Source organism: Fluviicola taffensis DSM 16823 (assembly GCF_000194605.1).
Taxonomy (GTDB): Bacteria; Bacteroidota; Bacteroidia; order Flavobacteriales_D; family Crocinitomicaceae; genus Fluviicola; species Fluviicola taffensis.
The window spans coordinates 2,447,142-2,458,917 of the sequence record NC_015321.1 but is presented as its reverse complement, the minus strand read 5'-3'; the positions used below and the strand labels follow the sequence as shown (position 1 = coordinate 2,458,917).

The 11,776-nt window shown below is 35.4% G+C and carries 13 protein-coding genes; 6 read left to right on the top strand and 7 right to left on the bottom strand.

Annotated elements, in window-relative coordinates:
* Window positions 1–125: 125 nt before the first annotated feature.
* Window positions 126–365 carry a hypothetical protein gene (locus tag FLUTA_RS10670; protein WP_013686889.1) on the bottom strand — a complete coding sequence of 80 codons (240 nt, stop codon included), beginning with the start codon at window positions 363–365 and terminating at the stop codon, window positions 126–128.
* A gap of 279 nt (window positions 366–644) precedes the next feature.
* On the opposite strand from FLUTA_RS10670, the gene FLUTA_RS10665 reads away from it, so the two are divergent.
* Window positions 645–1,385: a hypothetical protein gene (locus FLUTA_RS10665; RefSeq protein ID WP_013686888.1), complete on the top strand. Its 741-nt coding sequence runs from the start codon at window positions 645–647 to the stop codon at window positions 1,383–1,385.
* A 3-nt stretch (window positions 1,386–1,388) separates the two neighbouring features.
* On the opposite strand, the gene FLUTA_RS10660 is transcribed toward FLUTA_RS10665, so the two are convergent.
* From FLUTA_RS10660 to FLUTA_RS10650, 3 genes are all read right to left on the bottom strand, one after another.
* A complete protein-coding gene (locus tag FLUTA_RS10660; RefSeq protein ID WP_013686887.1) occupies window positions 1,389–1,862 on the bottom strand; it encodes a hypothetical protein in 474 nt (157 codons plus the stop codon).
* 26 nt (window positions 1,863–1,888) lie between these two features.
* On the bottom strand, window positions 1,889–2,335 hold the full coding sequence (locus FLUTA_RS10655; RefSeq protein ID WP_013686886.1) for a hypothetical protein: 447 nt from the start codon (window positions 2,333–2,335) through the stop codon (window positions 1,889–1,891).
* Between the two features lie 83 nt (window positions 2,336–2,418).
* Entirely contained in the window at window positions 2,419–2,658 is a 240-nt protein-coding gene (locus FLUTA_RS10650) for a helix-turn-helix transcriptional regulator (RefSeq protein ID WP_013686885.1), read from the bottom strand.
* Between the two features lie 465 nt (window positions 2,659–3,123).
* Between FLUTA_RS10650 and FLUTA_RS10645 the strand changes: the two genes are divergently transcribed.
* From FLUTA_RS10645 to FLUTA_RS10630, 4 genes are all read left to right on the top strand, one after another.
* Window positions 3,124–3,468: a hypothetical protein gene (locus tag FLUTA_RS10645; protein WP_043023776.1), complete on the top strand. Its 345-nt coding sequence runs from the start codon at window positions 3,124–3,126 to the stop codon at window positions 3,466–3,468.
* A 355-nt stretch (window positions 3,469–3,823) separates the two neighbouring features.
* On the top strand, window positions 3,824–4,675 hold the full coding sequence (locus FLUTA_RS10640; protein WP_013686883.1) for a hypothetical protein: 852 nt from the start codon (window positions 3,824–3,826) through the stop codon (window positions 4,673–4,675).
* A gap of 415 nt (window positions 4,676–5,090) precedes the next feature.
* Entirely contained in the window at window positions 5,091–5,420 is a 330-nt protein-coding gene (locus tag FLUTA_RS10635; protein ID WP_013686882.1) for a helix-turn-helix domain-containing protein, read from the top strand.
* A 47-nt stretch (window positions 5,421–5,467) separates the two neighbouring features.
* Window positions 5,468–5,794: a helix-turn-helix transcriptional regulator gene (locus FLUTA_RS10630; RefSeq protein ID WP_013686881.1), complete on the top strand. Its 327-nt coding sequence runs from the start codon at window positions 5,468–5,470 to the stop codon at window positions 5,792–5,794.
* Window positions 5,795–5,841: 47 nt separating this feature from the next.
* Here FLUTA_RS10630 and FLUTA_RS10625 read toward each other — a convergent pair whose 3' ends face one another.
* The gene (locus FLUTA_RS10625) at window positions 5,842–7,152 is read right to left on the bottom strand and encodes a site-specific integrase (RefSeq protein WP_013686880.1); all 1,311 of its coding nucleotides are present in this window, start codon (window positions 7,150–7,152) and stop codon (window positions 5,842–5,844) included.
* Between the two features lie 324 nt (window positions 7,153–7,476).
* On the opposite strand from FLUTA_RS10625, the gene FLUTA_RS10620 reads away from it, so the two are divergent.
* Entirely contained in the window at window positions 7,477–9,876 is a 2,400-nt protein-coding gene (locus FLUTA_RS10620; protein ID WP_043023774.1) for an LTA synthase family protein, read from the top strand.
* A gap of 7 nt (window positions 9,877–9,883) precedes the next feature.
* Here FLUTA_RS10620 and mtnA read toward each other — a convergent pair whose 3' ends face one another.
* Together mtnA and mtnC are read right to left on the bottom strand one after the other, a co-directional pair.
* Window positions 9,884–10,948 carry an S-methyl-5-thioribose-1-phosphate isomerase gene (mtnA, locus tag FLUTA_RS10615; RefSeq protein ID WP_013686878.1) on the bottom strand — a complete coding sequence of 355 codons (1,065 nt, stop codon included), beginning with the start codon at window positions 10,946–10,948 and terminating at the stop codon, window positions 9,884–9,886.
* Between the two features lie 108 nt (window positions 10,949–11,056).
* A complete protein-coding gene (gene mtnC / locus FLUTA_RS10610; protein ID WP_013686877.1) occupies window positions 11,057–11,752 on the bottom strand; it encodes an acireductone synthase in 696 nt (231 codons plus the stop codon).
* Window positions 11,753–11,776: the final 24 nt, after the last annotated feature.

Sequence of the window (11,776 nt, the reverse complement as noted above, 5' to 3'; positions counted from 1 at the left end):
AAATAACCGCTTTCGAATGATCATCTATCAGACAATTGAAAGATGAATTAGGTTGATTTTGAAGTATTGTATTTCAATTGAGGTTGAACCATTACAAACAAAAAAATAATATTTGATAGTCATTCTTACAAGTTTATTCCATGCTCAATCGTATATTCTTTAATAGCGTCGCAAGTTTCATAATCTTCATTTTCGATAGCTATTGCATTTATTCTTTTCAGAATCTCGACCGGTGGTTTCTTAGTATTCAGAAATTCAACGATGCTTTTTTTGTCATTGATACTTCTAATCATTTTAGAAATTAACTCTGCAAATTTATTTTGGGTTTCTTCGATTGCTCTATTTAATTCTTCTTGATGGCTCATTAATAGGTAGTTTAACACTATAACAATTATTACATACTAAAGCTACCAAAAAATACGTTCTATAAATTCAAACTAAGAAAATACTAAGTTAGATTATGCCTTGGCATCTTTTTTGATTCATTATAAAAAGTGAATAGTGGTTAGGTTAGATGGGCAGTAATGTAAGTTCTTTGCATTACTGCCTTTTTCTTTTTTATACTTATTTTTCATCTTATGAAAAAAGTGCCGAAAAAATCACCATGCCATTGTGGATCAGGACGACCGTATAAATATTGCCATATGGGATTAGACTTGCCTGACCGAATTTTACCACTCTTTAAAGATTCACGAACTGGGGCAACCTTATCAGTTGATCTAACAAATGATTTTACGAATCTAGCTTCTCAATTAGACGTTCCAATCAAGAACTTTTGTAAAGACAATGATTTTTACTATTTCGCTATTATTACTGTTGGTCAGTCGCAAATTCTAAGAGAAAAACTTCAAAATAATACTCTCTCAAAAGCAGATTTTTTCGAAGCTTACAAAACAACTTGCACTGAGGAACCAATGCTAAAAATGTTGGAAGCGTGTTGTGTGGAACTAGATTATATGGAAAAAAGAAGAGCGATTTTAACCGACGCATTTCAAGCACATTTCAATGGCTTATATACGCTTTCAATTCCTACTCTATTTGCCCAATTAGAAGGGGTAATTCGAGATTTCGGCAATATCCCTCCCAAAGACAACATTAGACCTGTTATTCCGCTCGATATTTGGGAACCCAAACTGTTATTTTACATGAAGGATAACGCAATTAACTTCAACGCTTTTACCCACAAGTTATTTGCTGGGTCTGGAAAGCCGGATGAATTTAATCGAAATCCGATACTACATGGGTTCAACGTGGATTATTTCAGTGAAGAACATTCATTACTTCTAATGCTATCTATAATAGAAATTCGTATGTTCGACTGGCACGATAAAAACACCGATAACTATGTTGACAAATTGAAGTCTAAACTGTCGAAAAGTGGTTAATAATTAAATATATTGAATTTGTTTATACAATGATTCAGCAATCTCTTCACCCTGATTATCAAAAAGGTTATTGAAATGTATTTCGTTTTGATAGATCGGCCATTTGCCTGTTTCTTTCCTTATTAGGTACACGAATTCTGCTTCAATGTTCTCTATTTTCTCTTTATCCAAACCTTCGAAGCACCAAACATGAAGTTTGATCGTTGGCTGACTTTTCCATTTGTAACCATGATAGCCGTTTTTTCCGGATGCTAATAAACCATAACGCAGTCTATTCTTTATTGAATTTTTGGTGGTGCCAATATAAAGTACATTTTCGTGATCCGTCAACAAATAAATTTTGAATTGACTCCCTGAAAAAGGATATTTAAATTTGGGAATTAGCACACTATCGGCAGAATTCCTTATTTCCAAAATTTGATTATTTGTTATTTGTAGATCAAAGATACCTAACTCAATGGAACCCCTATTGTTCATAAATTCTGTTTGGTTAAAATTTTTATTTACAACAACCCCAAGGTCTGTACTAAATCCATCAAATGTCTTGCTTTCAGACCATTTACTATCCTTTGATTAGCTTCTCCTGCAATCTGGTAAGTGGAAGTCCAAATTGTTTCATAACCTCGTCTTCCTGCCACTCGATCAACTGCTATTACTGTTTCACCTCTTGTTCTAGTAGAACACAAAATGATATTGCATTCATGGTTGTCAGCTAAATTCATTAAACGATTTTCTAATCCCGTACCCGGATCACCCTGACTAGTTATTCCGATCACTACCCCATTGATTCGCACAACAAGTATAAAATCTCCATTTGGAGGAACATTTGGAGGAACTGGAGTTATGGGTTCAAAATCTGGAAAAGTCGTAATCAATAAATTAGCAAATGCACGAATAGTTGCGCTTTTCCCCATGTCTGCAGAATGCCAGATTGCTATAATTGTTCTCATGCGGTTATTTCAATGAATAGTAGTGTAAATAGTGGAATTAAATTTTTGATGCTTTGAATTAAAAAGCGTTTATAATCGAAGAATCATTTTTCATCTCCGTCTGGTGTTGGAACGATCAGTCGTGTCGCATTTACTTTCAATACTGTTGCAATCATTCTTAAAGTTTCCAAAGATGGCTGAGAATTATTTGTACAGTAACTAGAAATACGACTTTTGGACAATCCCGTTAACTCGCTTAGTTCACTTTGCGACATATTCTTCTCTGCAAGAACAATTTTAATGCGGTTGTGAAGTGTTTTTTCGTCTTTGCCCAATGTCTTCATTTTGCTGACTAATATATGCAATACCAGCGATTTTTAAAGGCTTTCAGCATATATCACTTATTTGAAAAAGTGATTTTAAAAACACAAATTCAAAAATAAGGTAAAATAAATTAATCTATTTTTGAAAAATAACTCTTATTTTTGTATACTTGAACCAATAATATTTTTTAAAATTATTTGAAATTGGTTTAAGATTGAACGAAATGGTAACTTTGTATATAAACAAAGTAAGTTACCTAAAAATATTAGAGTAGCGTTAGCTATTAGATCTTGTTATCGAAAATCGCCAAATTAAGATCCGCAAGAACTGATAGACTAACCACTCCTGGAAACGGGCGTGGTTGTCTTTGGTTTACTGCGGATAGGTGTTTGGCGATACCTCGATAACAGTAAGCTGAGCACCACGCCTGCTTGTTTTTATGAACTTCCTGTTTTGGTGCTGAACGGGAATTAAACCTCCTCTCAATGGTAGCACTCCCAACTATCCCACAAACTTTCATCTGTAATAAGACCATCATAATCAATCTAATCAAGCAAGATTTAATTAATTGGAAAATGATCAACTTGCTTCAAAAGATGCAGGTTCGCGCAGATGATTATCAATTAGATATTAGTTCTATCATTTTTGAGATAATGGACCTGGAGAATCGCAATGATGTGGATGAAATCTTTGATAAGTATGTGGAAATGTCAAAGCCAGTACTAAAACTAACTGTTGGACAATCAAATAGAAAAATAGATGCCCTTACTGCTAAAATTTATGATTATCTGGAACAATTCATTAATGAACAAAATCTGTCGAATCTTTGATATTGGAATATCAGATTATCAAAGATGGTATAAAGTGCAAATGGAGTAAGACAGGCGTCATTACTCCATTCACTAATCAACCTAACCTAACCACCTAAATCGGTTGCAAGATAGAATTTCAGCATGATTCCTCAAACGCAACTGTGAATTATGTAAGCAGCCAAGAAGTGTTGCAATTGCACAATTCCGCCAAGTTTTACTTGTTTTCAATATCGAAAGCAAAAAAATGACCTAAAAACAACCTGATTCACTACATGAAGTTAGCTGATCCCAACATGAAGTAACATGGAGTGACTTGGGGTTTTACTGGGTTTCAGGAATTTTAACTAATTCAATGTAAGATTTAGGAGATTGAATGCGTTATAGGATTATGGAAGCAAATCACCCACCTAAAGAGTTGTTTTTGAAGGCTTATTCGCGATTCTATCATTCATTGAAGAAAAAGTACCTGGATGGTATCGAAAGGGCAAATAATAAAGCCTATGCAAGAGCATATTATTTTCAGACATTATTTGCTGAAAATAAGTCGATCCCCAGGTATTCTGTCTTTTTTCATTTACTTACTTCAATATTTAACCATTACCGGAAAGTGGATGAAAGTCATTCGTTGGAATTGACTCTTGGCAGGCTTTCTGAAATGGAAGAAAGGACCTCAACTATAATCGAACAGACAATGATAATCCGGACCACTTTATCGGAAAGATTTTATCAATTGAATGGGCTGTACATTCAAGCGTTAAAAGAGAGTCACACTTCGATTTTAGAACTCATCGCCACAGAACAGCGACTATTAAAATACAGCGAGAAAAAGATCCTGTTACTCTTAGCATTGAATGAAGCAGTACATGAACTTCACGAAGAATTTTCTTCTTTGGAAGAAGAGATAGAACAACCCCTTGAATCAAAACTAACACGTTCCCAACAGGTTTTAATATTCCATTACCTCTCCCAATCACGTGGAGGAAAGCAAAAAAAGAACGTCAGTAAATGTGCAGCTGCTTTGCATGATTTTTTAGGGATTCCATACACTAAGATCACCAATTCTGATTTATATAAAAAACTGCTTCGTCCGTTGACATTTTCAAGTCCAAAAACAACACTCCAAAACCTGGAGATTGTTCGGTCCTTTTTCGAAGATTGGGGATTAGTTCCCGTAATTTCCTTAATTGATTCAGACATTGAAAAAGTTAAAAAGACACTCAAATAGCAGGATGTTTTCGTCCTTTCCAGTCCTTTGGATGCTTCAAATGTTAAAACTTAGAAAAAGTTGAATTTTTGGGGTACCCCAATATTTTTTTAGGTCCCTTTTCTGAATTATAATTGTGTTAAAGCATTAAAACAGAAAATACAGCTTGCGCCAGTAGAAGAAGAAAGGCAAAGCACATTTGTTCCAATAAGACGATATCGGGAACAAATGATAAACAAGGGTGTCGGGGAAATGAGGACATATTCTCTATTTAAGGCAATCGAATGTGTTAAAACCGCCAGAGAAAACCGCCCCGCTTGTAAATAGCTGTAAAACTGTTTTGATATAAAACACGGTGACCGAATTGGATGACGACCGCGCAACTGTCAGATGATCGGAAGCCAAAATGATTATCAACTAATTAAACATCTTAATCATGGAAACAGTGGTTAGACTCGCTATTGAAAGAATGAGCGAGGAAATTGAAAAATTAAAAGCCCAAATCCGGGAACAGCAGCAGCGTATTTCCCAATTGGAAAAGACGGGAAACCGGGTAGCGCCTATTGAAACAAACTCATCCAAAAAGAATGAAGATGAATTGCTCACCAATGAACAGGTAAAGCAGATTCTAAGCATCGGTAAAAACTCACTCATTAAGTTGGTCCGCGATGGTGAACTAGTCGCAATCCGGCTCAATGAACGAACCGTTCGCTTTTCCAGGGCTGCAATTATGGAGTATATCGAAAAGAAACAGGGATCACATTAATCCTGGTTTTCGCAGTAGTAGTATCCACCACCGATTAAATCACCAGTATGGAACTCAAATTAGTGTTGATGGCCTTTGAAGGGCTGTCCAAAAGGGTTGACGATATCATGAAAGAGAATCAATCGCTCAAAAATGAAATCCGGGATCTGAGAAAGCAAATCGATTTAAGACCAACAGAATCTCCTGTTCCAGTAACGGAAAGCAAATCAGAGGATGAACTGTTGACACTCAAATCAGCGATTTCATTGTTGAAGGTGTCCCGCAGCGGATTCATCCGAATGGTCAACGATGGAATATTCAAGCCAATCAAATTGAACCTCCGGACATTGAGGTATTCGAGACACGATTTACTCAACTTTATCAACCGCCGTTAATGAAATAGCCCCGCAAATTGCGGGGCTATTTCATTTTTATGACTCTTTCAAATCAACCGAATCTTAAAGTGATCTTGATTACTCTCTTGTAACCTACCTAACTCTTTCACAAACAACACTGCATTTTCAAGCAAGGAAGTTTTGTTGTATCCAAAAATGATACTGGTTTCTTTGAGTTGGTGAGAAGTGATTTTGGTCAGGATGGTAACAGGAACGTAATTAATCAAATTGGTAATAAATGAACGTCTGCCTGTATGGGATGAGACAAAATTATGGAAAGGTTTGGTTTCAAACTCTTTCTTTCCCCTGCTGTTTGTAAAACTTAGGGTTATTTTCTCTTCCATCTCACACAGGCGAATCAATTCTTTTACGTTCAGATTGAATGCGACTTCAGTATACTGGTGAGCGATTGCACCCCCGTTTTGTTTCCAGGCATCCTTTAATGGCTTCAGGATCGGAATGACCACTTCTACATCGCGCTTTTGGGTGATGAATCGTGCGTAGTCAAAAGAAACTCCATTCTTGGAATAAGAAAACTCTGGTTTGACTTTGAATACATCGGAATACCTGCACCCGGTAAAAAGCAACGTTAGAAAGATCAATTTCGTATCCCTCATTCGCTCTGTATCTGGTTTATGCTTAATCACTTTCTGAATTTGCTCGAAGTTCAAATAGATTTTCTCTTCGAACTTTAAAAATCGAACCTTATCATTGGGAGATATTTCAACGGTTGGGATAAAAACATCCACATTATAAGTCTTTGCAATTCTTCGCATGACCGTCTTGAAATCTGCAAACGATAGCCAAAGGCTGTTTTGCTTTTTGACTTTCTCTCTTCTCATTTCCATATACTGAGCATACAACTGCTCATTCATGTCATTGCTATAAAGTGGTTTCCGAATCTCTTTTTCAAAATCTTCAAGACGCCTAACAAAGGATTCAAAACGTTGTTTGGTTTTAAGCGAATAGGAGTCGCGATGGACGAATTCCTGGTTGATGAAATCGATTAAACGAACTTTGGTGACAACCTCATCCGATTTCCCTTTAAGCTTCACATCCAATTCATTCTTGATTGCTTCGTTGGAAACTTTATCTTTCATTTGAAGATATTGGAAAACATCTTCTATGGTTTTCTGAATGTTCAGCAATTCATTCTGCTTACTCTTTTGGAAAGGTTGCTTGAGTGTTTCATTCCAATCCTGGCGAGCAATTTTGATTCCGGTGTAATACTTCAGGGGCTTGTAAACGTACTTTAATTTTAGTGCATCAAATTCTTTGTACCCGAAGTTGATAATGGCAATGACGGGAATTTCACCCTCCATTCCTGTCTTCAAGACAAAATTAATTTTTAATTTCATGGTGATTTTGTGTTTATCGTTGATTCAAATCTAGGTGGTTCAGAGCTTATACGGGGTACGAAAAAGGTGCAGAAAATTGTTCACCTATCACGAAATTCCGGTAAATTCCAAATCATTTGAATAAGTTACAAAATCTCCTGAAACGAAGCAATAGCGCGGGAGTTGAAATCCTATAAAATTTCTTAAAACAAATCGGTTATTTTTTAAGTTAGGAAAAAAGATGATTTGAAAAAAGAACTTTACTGTTAATTTTCAATGAATCTATCGCTTCTAAAATTTATTAAAACAGAAATAGTATGTTTGCGTAAATATTTAGCACCCTACATGAATCAATTTCAAACCTTCATCAAAAAGGTAATTCCATATTCAACTTCCTTATTTTTTGTATTTGTTTTTTCTAGAATCTTTCAGATCATCAACGAGCCAAAAGAAATATTTGGAATTCCATTAAAACCAATTTATCATTTAAAGGGTTTTATTATGGATTTGATGATGACACTAATTATCTCATCAATAGGAATGCTACTTATTCTACTTCTTAGGATTATTATCAGAAAAACAAACCTATTCCCCTTTCATCTCATTTCAATTTTAAGTATCCTTATAAATTACACGCTTACTGTTTACTTTGTACAAACAAATCAACTCCTTGGAGATGCTTTTTATCAGCTCACGAACTCTGAGTTAATTATTTCAGCCAATTTAGATTCCAATCTCACATTCCTATCCGTTTCGTTTCCTCTTTTGTTAATTATCTGCTATTTTTTGATAGCCAAACTGATTAAAAAATTTAGGCTTAGAAAGTATGTCTTCGTTGTTTTTTTCCTTTTAATGATCAGCTCTTTGATTGCCTATCCTTGGAAATTGATTCAATCAGAAGATTATGTAGGTGATCGTGTAATCAATAACAAACTACTAGCCTTTGTTGATGTTTCCGAAAAGCATTTTTTTGCTAAAAACGAAACAGAATCTATTAATTCAAAAACGTTCAGAGAATTAGACGACTCTTTCTTTCCAGATCCATCCACTAGAAATAACGAGTATTCATTAATTCATGAACTCAAAGCTGAAAGTGAATTTGCTAATTTCATTCACAAGTCTCCAAAAGGTCCGCCAAACATCGTCATCATTATTGTAGAATCTTTATCTACTTTCCTAGTAAAAGAAAGTGCTAAAAATCCCTGTAATGTAATGCCTTTCATGGATTCACTATCTTCAAAGAGTCTCTATTTTCCGAATTTCATATCTAGTTGTGAAAGAACTCATAATGTATTGCCTGCAATATTAGCTTCATCTCCAAACCCACCAGAAAAACAATTTATGCAAACCGAGGAATTGCCTCGTCATTGGTCATTAATCTCTCTTTTGAAAAATTATCACTCGCGATTTTATTGTGGTGTGGATCTTAGCTTTGTTAATATGAGGGATTTCATGGATTATAATCAGACAGATTACACCGTAAATTCCTGGGAACCTCGGTTTTCAAAAGTCAGAGACGGAGTAAAATCTTTTTGGGGTTATTCAGATGATCACCTTTTCGAAAAATCGATTCTAGATGATAAAAAACACCAAAATAAGAACCCAAAGCTAGATGTTTTCTTAACGATTAGTACGCACGAACCATATTCTTATCCAAACAAAGATAAATACCTCCTCTTATTGAAAGAGAAGATGAGCAAAATCAAGTGTTCTCCTGCTCAAAAAGCAGCCATTCACCATCATTCTGAACTATTAGGAAGTTACCTGTTTACCGATGAAGCTTTAAAGAACTATTTTAAGAAAGCTTCTAAAAAACCTGATTTCGATAATACGATTTTCTTTATTCTTGGAGATCATGGAAATTCATTACTTTGTGAAACGGAAATTCAACGTTATCAGACCCCATTACTTATTTATTCACCTTTACTAAAAAAATCGGAACAGTTTAACGCAATTTCTTCCCACAATGACTTGACCCCAACAATCATAAATTATCTAAGGGTCACTTATCCAGAATTAAAACTCCCCAAACAAGTTCCGTTTTTTGGAAAAGAGCTTTCATTCGAAAAGTCATTCAAATGTGAAAGAACCCTTCCTCTCGTTAGCTTAGACAGTGAAACAAAACACCTCATTTTGAATAACTACATGCAATTCGAGGGGCAGTTATTCAAAATCAATAAAGACTTAAAACTTGTTCGTATTAAAAACAAGCAAATCAATGAAAAAATGACGAAGCAACTTTCGGTCTATCAGAAATTGGCAAGATATTATCATGAATACGATAAAATACTTCCAAACGAACAATACAAGCAATTTGCACGACACGGAAAAAAAATAAAACTTTCTTATGCACCTGTCGATGAAATTGATAAAGGCTCAAAAAAGGATTTCATAGATCTTGGTCAAGCAATTAATATTCAAAAAAAATGGAAAAGACTAGAAATTCAGTTGGAAGGCGAAATTTTCTTAACCGATTATGATGATTTAAAAGAGTATGCCTACATCAATTTTACAATAGAGCAAATACATCCTAAAAAAATCGTCTTGTGGGGAAGTCATACAGCTAAGTATCAAGACCCACCTCGCTTAAAGAAATGGAATAAAATTAAATACTCCTTATTCATTGATACCAGAAAATTTAGTTCAAAAGGAGAGCTTTTTAGGGTGATTTATTATTTGCATAACCCCAAGCTAAAAAACATAAAAATCAGGAAAAACAGTCTGGAAGGAACCGCTTGGGAATAAGTCGGGCTTATTTGTACTCTGGAAATAAAGCTACTAATCCTTTTTCACTTGCTGCGCAAATTCCTCTTTCAGTGATTAATCCTGAAACCAATCGAGCTGGAGTTACATCAAAACCATAGTTGCTCGCATTTGTGGTTTCTGGACAGATTAACACTTCATCTAACTGCCCTGTAGCCTTGCTTTTTCCGACAATATAGCGAACCTCATCTTGGTTTCTTTGTTCAATTGGAATCTCTTTCAATCCATCACGAATAGTCATGTCTAAAGTAGTTGATGGAAGCGCTACATAAAATGGAATCTGATTGTCATGTGCAGCCAAAGCTTTCAAATATGTCCCAATTTTATTGGCAACATCTCCATTTCGAGTCGTGCGATCTGTACCAACAATACACATATCCACCATTCCATGTTGCATCAAATGTCCACCTTGGTTATCAACAATTAAAGTGTGTGGAATATTGTGTCTCGTTAATTCATAACAAGTCAGATTTGCTCCTTGCAAACGCGGACGAGTTTCATCCACCCAAACATGTACTTTGATTCCCTTTTGTGCTGCTTGATAAATAGGAGATGTGATTGTTCCCCATTCGATGCATCCCAACATTCCTGCATTACAATGCGTGAGAATATTGACAACTTCTTCTTGCTTTCTTTGAGAAATTTCTTCAATCAGCGGCAACCCGTGAACACCAATCATTCGACACGTTTCCACATCATCTTCCACAATTTGAGCTGCTTCTTCCCAAGCTGTTTGAACCAAATCAGAAGCATTTTCTAATTTCGTTTTCATGCGATCCAAAGCCCAGAATAAATTCACAGCCGTTGGTCGTGAAGCACGTAATGCTGTAAAAGCTTCGTCTAAATTAGCTCCTTCTCTTGCTGCCAAATAAATTCCATAAGCTGCTGTTGCGCCAATTAACGGAGCGCCACGAACCACCATATCTTTGATTGCACGTTCAGCATCTTTGTACGAAATCAATTTTTCAACTACCCATTCGTGTGGTAATTTGCGTTGATCGATAACTTCTACGTAGTGGTCTTCGGTTGTCCAAATGGTTCTAAATGCGCTCATGGTTCAATTTTCTGTCTGCAAAATTAATCTAATTCACAAAAATCACTTGACGTAAAGATGAATTTTAAGTTAAAGTCAAAAGCTTGCAAAAAATGCGTTAATCAAAATTCATTCAAAAGTTATCTCATCAAAAGAAGTTACAAATTGTTTCCAAGAAGGAGTCATTCCATCTCTCGACAACTGGATTGTTTGAAATCCATTTGAATCTGCAGCTTCCAATTCTTCCACAATATCACTCAAAAAAAGAATTTCTGAAGGATTTATTTGAAGTACTTGGGCAATTTTTTTGTAGGTTTCGGATTCTCTCTTTCCTCCTGTATTTGTATCGAAGTAGGAGGAAAAATAAGGCGTTAAATCACCCGAAATACTATACCCAAAGATTAATTTCTGTGCAGAAACAGAACCTGAAGAAAAAACTCCTAACTCGATTCCTTGTTCTTTCCAACTCTTCAAATTCGCAGCTACTTCCGGATAAACATGACCTTTCAATTCTCCTTCTTGATATCCTTTCTCCCAAAGAACTCCTTGTAAGGTTTTAAGCGGAGTAATTTTACGGTCTTCTACACTCCATTCGTACAATTTATCAATAATTTCCTGGTCGGTAGAAATTGTTTCTCCGTCTTCCGATTTTGCCAATTGAATCGTTTGCTCAAAAGCTGCTTTCACAATTGGATTTTCAGTCATTTCTGCTAAATCCAGAATGTTATTTCGGAAATAGGGAAATAATTTTTCGGCTACAAAAGAAATGGAAGAAGTGGTTCCTTCGATGTCAGTAAGAATGTATTTAGGGCTTTTCAAAATCATATTTCAAAATTACAAAGTAAAACA

Excerpts from the sequence above, each read along its gene's own strand:
- FLUTA_RS10670 (WP_013686889.1), bottom strand. The coding sequence starts at position 365 with ATGAGCCATCAAGAAGAATTAAATAGAGCAATCGAAGAAACCCAAAAT.
- FLUTA_RS10665 (WP_013686888.1), top strand. The coding sequence starts at position 645 with ATGGGATTAGACTTGCCTGACCGAATTTTACCACTCTTTAAAGATTCA.
- FLUTA_RS10660 (WP_013686887.1), bottom strand. The coding sequence starts at position 1,862 with ATGAACAATAGGGGTTCCATTGAGTTAGGTATCTTTGATCTACAAATA.
- FLUTA_RS10655 (WP_013686886.1), bottom strand. The coding sequence starts at position 2,335 with ATGAGAACAATTATAGCAATCTGGCATTCTGCAGACATGGGGAAAAGC.
- FLUTA_RS10650 (WP_013686885.1), bottom strand. The coding sequence starts at position 2,658 with ATGAAGACATTGGGCAAAGACGAAAAAACACTTCACAACCGCATTAAA.
- FLUTA_RS10645 (WP_043023776.1), top strand. The coding sequence starts at position 3,124 with ATGGTAGCACTCCCAACTATCCCACAAACTTTCATCTGTAATAAGACC.
- FLUTA_RS10640 (WP_013686883.1), top strand. The coding sequence starts at position 3,824 with ATGCGTTATAGGATTATGGAAGCAAATCACCCACCTAAAGAGTTGTTT.
- FLUTA_RS10635 (WP_013686882.1), top strand. The coding sequence starts at position 5,091 with ATGGAAACAGTGGTTAGACTCGCTATTGAAAGAATGAGCGAGGAAATT.
- FLUTA_RS10630 (WP_013686881.1), top strand. The coding sequence starts at position 5,468 with ATGGAACTCAAATTAGTGTTGATGGCCTTTGAAGGGCTGTCCAAAAGG.
- FLUTA_RS10625 (WP_013686880.1), bottom strand. The coding sequence starts at position 7,152 with ATGAAATTAAAAATTAATTTTGTCTTGAAGACAGGAATGGAGGGTGAA.
- FLUTA_RS10620 (WP_043023774.1), top strand. The coding sequence starts at position 7,477 with ATGAATCAATTTCAAACCTTCATCAAAAAGGTAATTCCATATTCAACT.
- mtnA (WP_013686878.1), bottom strand. The coding sequence starts at position 10,948 with ATGAGCGCATTTAGAACCATTTGGACAACCGAAGACCACTACGTAGAA.
- mtnC (WP_013686877.1), bottom strand. The coding sequence starts at position 11,752 with ATGATTTTGAAAAGCCCTAAATACATTCTTACTGACATCGAAGGAACC.